Source organism: uncultured Veillonella sp. (assembly GCF_963534045.1).
Lineage (GTDB): Bacteria > Bacillota > Negativicutes > Veillonellales > Veillonellaceae > Veillonella.
On the sequence record NZ_CAUSQT010000091.1, the window covers coordinates 1 to 3,111 of the forward strand.

Consider the following 3,111-nt stretch of genomic DNA (forward strand, 5'->3'; position numbering starts at 1 on the left):
CCTGCAAAAATTCCTGTATTCGGCGGTGAAGATAACCACGTAAAAGGCGGTGCGGTTATGTCCTTGTCTGTAGACTACTACAAACTTGGTTACCAAACTGGCTTGATGGCAGCAAAGGTTTTAACTGGTGAAGCTAAAGTCGAAGATATGCCTATTGAAATGCAAAAAGAATTTAAATTAGTTGTGAATAAAGATAAATTACAAAAATTGGGCATCACCTTACCAGAGGATTTGATGAACAAAGCAACTATGATTTAGTACTTTACTGGTAAGGAGTTACACATGAACTGGAAAAAAGGTATTGCAGTGGCACTTAGTGCCATCACTGTTATGGCAATGGTAGCTGGTTGTGGTTCTAATACTACTACTGGTGACCAAAAGAAAATCGGCGTTATTCAATTAGTAGAACATCCATCCCTTGATGCTGCTAATAAAGGCTTTGTAGATGGTCTTGCATCCAAAGGCTTTAAGGATGGCGAAAATATTAAAATCGACCAACAAAATGCACAAGCTGACCAATCTAATTTGAATAGTATTGCACAACGTTTTGTTTCCGATAAAAAGGATTTAGTATTAGCAATCGCAACGCCAGCGGCTCAAACGATGGCAAATGCATCTCATGATATGCCAATCTTAGGTACAGCTATTACAGACTATGTGACAGCTAAACTCGTTCAATCTAACGAACACCCAGGTGGCAACGTAACTGGTACTTCTGATATGACACCTGTTGAAAAAGAGGTAGATCTTATTATCGCTTTAGTTCCTAATGTTAAACGCATTGGTGCGATTTACACATCCTCTGAAATTAATTCCCAATTACAAGTTGAAAAAATGAAAGCGTATGCCGCTACAAAAGGTATCACTGTTGTAGAAGCTACCGTTTCCAACGTAAACGATATCCAACAAGCAGCAACAAATCTTGTAAACCAAGATGTACAAGCTATTTATACACCAACAGATAATGTATTAGCATCTGCTATGGCTAACTTAGCACAAATTACAGATGCTGCTAAAATTCCAGTATTTGCAGCTGACGAAGGCATGACAATGACTGGTGGTGTAGCAACATATTCTGTAGATTACTATAAATTAGGTTATCAAACAGGTTTGATGGCAGCTAAAGTTCTTTCTGGCGAAGCAAAAGTTAGCGATATGGCCATCGAAACACAAAAGGATATTAAATTAACTGTCAACGAAGAACGTGCTAAAAAATTAGGTATCACAATTCCTGATGCACTTCGTAAAGATATGAAATAAAAGAGGAGATTTTGATGTTAGATTTAGTGGTAGGCACCATAACAACAGGCCTTTTGTGGTCCTTGTTGGCGGTCGGTGTATTCATTACCTTCCGCGTTCTTGATGTGGCCGACTTGACTGTTGAAGGGACATTCCCAATGGGGGCGGCCATTTCCGCCATCTTGATTACAACTGGTATGAACCCAATTCTTTCTATCTTGATTGCTGGCGTAGGTGGCATGGCTGCCGGTGCTGTAACAGGTTGGATTCATACAAAATTAAAGATTCCTGCATTGTTAGCTGGTATCTTAACGATGATTGCTTTATATTCCATTAACCTTCATATTATGGGGAAAGCCAACGTATCCTTACTTCGCATGGATACAATTTATACAATTATTGGTAGCGTGCTTCATACACCAAATATGTGGTCTGCTGCCATTGTTGGTGTTATCGTAGCTGTTGTTGTATGTTTATTACTATTCTGGTTCTTCGGTACTGAAATTGGTACCGCATTACGTGCAACAGGCGTTAACCCTCAAATGATTCGCGCCCAAGGCGTGAACACAGATAATATGATCGTTCTTGGTCTATTGATTTCCAACGGTTTCGTTGGTATGTCCGGTGCGCTTATCGGTCAATTCCAAGGCTTTGCCGACGTAGGCATGGGTATTGGTACCATCGTAATCGGCTTGGCATCCGTTATTATCGGTGAGGTTGTATTCGGTACAAAATCCTTTGTTCGTAGCCTCATTGCTGTAGTACTTGGTTCCATCGTATATCGTATCGTTATCGCTGCTGTACTCTACATGGGTATGCCACCAAACGATTTAAAATTATTCACTGCTATTCTTGTTGCCATCGCGCTTTCTTTGCCTACTTTGAAAGCCAAATGGTTAGCTCGTTAAGGAGGACACTATGTTAGAAGTAAAAAATATGGTAAAGACCTTCTTTAAGGGCACAATTAATGAAAAAACTGCACTACAAGGCATCGACCTTCGTTTAGAAGAAGGCGATTTCTGTACCGTAATCGGTGGTAATGGTGCTGGTAAAAGTACATTGCTAAACTCCATCGCTGGTGTATTTCCTGTCGATGAAGGCAGTATTACCATCAACAATATTGATGTAACAAAAATGCCAGAATACAAACGTGCTAAATACATCGGCCGTGTATTCCAAGATCCTATGGTTGGTACAGCAGGCAATATGCAAATCGAAGAAAACTTGATTCTTGCGATGCGCCGTGGCAAAAACTTAGGTCTTAAATGGGCTTTCAAAGATAGTGAACAAGCATTCTTTAAAGAACGCCTTGCACTATTAGGTCTAGGCCTTGAAGACCGTCTATCTGCACGGATGGGCCTATTATCTGGTGGTCAACGTCAATCTATTACATTGCTTATGGCTACTATGCTTCGTCCTGATTTATTACTCTTGGACGAACATACAGCAGCACTTGATCCTAAGACAGCCGAAAATGTATTGCAATTAACAGATAAACTTGTTTCAGAACATAATCTAACAACCCTTATGATTACGCACAACATGCGTGATGCATTGCGCTTTGGTAATCGTCTTATCATGATGGACGCTGGTCGTATCATCTATGATGTAAAAGGGGAAGAAAAGAAAAAATTAACAGTTGCTGATTTGTTACAAAAATTTGAAGTAGCTGGCGAAGGTGCGTTAAGCGATCGTATGATGCTCGGTTCAAAATAAGTACCTAAATAATATGGTTTAAAAAAGAGGGGATATTATCCTCTCTTTTTTCATGAAAACCTTTACACTATGGGGATTATACTGTATACTTAACTAAGTCATAAGACATATCGTAAGCGAAGTATTCGAATCTCCAACGGTTACTTAAGCTTATCG

4 protein-coding genes are annotated in these 3,111 nt (G+C 39.7%); all 4 read left to right on the plus strand.

Features of this window, described 5'->3' with window-relative positions; all coding sequences use genetic code 11:
• A partial coding sequence (locus tag RYP29_RS08670) for an ABC transporter substrate binding protein (protein ID WP_311533144.1) occupies positions 1–258 on the plus strand: 258 nt, incomplete at its 5' end.
• Positions 259–282: 24 nt separating this feature from the next.
• Positions 283–1,260 (plus strand): ABC transporter substrate-binding protein, encoded by a 978-nt coding sequence (locus RYP29_RS08675; RefSeq protein WP_311533146.1) that lies wholly within the window; start codon positions 283–285, stop codon positions 1,258–1,260.
• Between the two features lie 14 nt (positions 1,261–1,274).
• Positions 1,275–2,147: an ABC transporter permease gene (locus RYP29_RS08680; RefSeq protein ID WP_005378866.1), complete on the plus strand. Its 873-nt coding sequence runs from the start codon at positions 1,275–1,277 to the stop codon at positions 2,145–2,147.
• Positions 2,148–2,157: 10 nt separating this feature from the next.
• Entirely contained in the window at positions 2,158–2,955 is a 798-nt protein-coding gene (locus RYP29_RS08685; protein WP_005379071.1) for an ABC transporter ATP-binding protein, read from the plus strand.
• Positions 2,956–3,111 lie beyond the last annotated feature (156 nt).

What these genes read in the sequence shown, in the direction of transcription:
- RYP29_RS08675 (WP_311533146.1), top strand. Translation starts at nt 283, where the DNA reads ATGAACTGGAAAAAAGGTATTGCAGTGGCACTTAGTGCCATCACTGTT.
- RYP29_RS08680 (WP_005378866.1), top strand. Translation starts at nt 1,275, where the DNA reads ATGTTAGATTTAGTGGTAGGCACCATAACAACAGGCCTTTTGTGGTCC.
- RYP29_RS08685 (WP_005379071.1), top strand. Translation starts at nt 2,158, where the DNA reads ATGTTAGAAGTAAAAAATATGGTAAAGACCTTCTTTAAGGGCACAATT.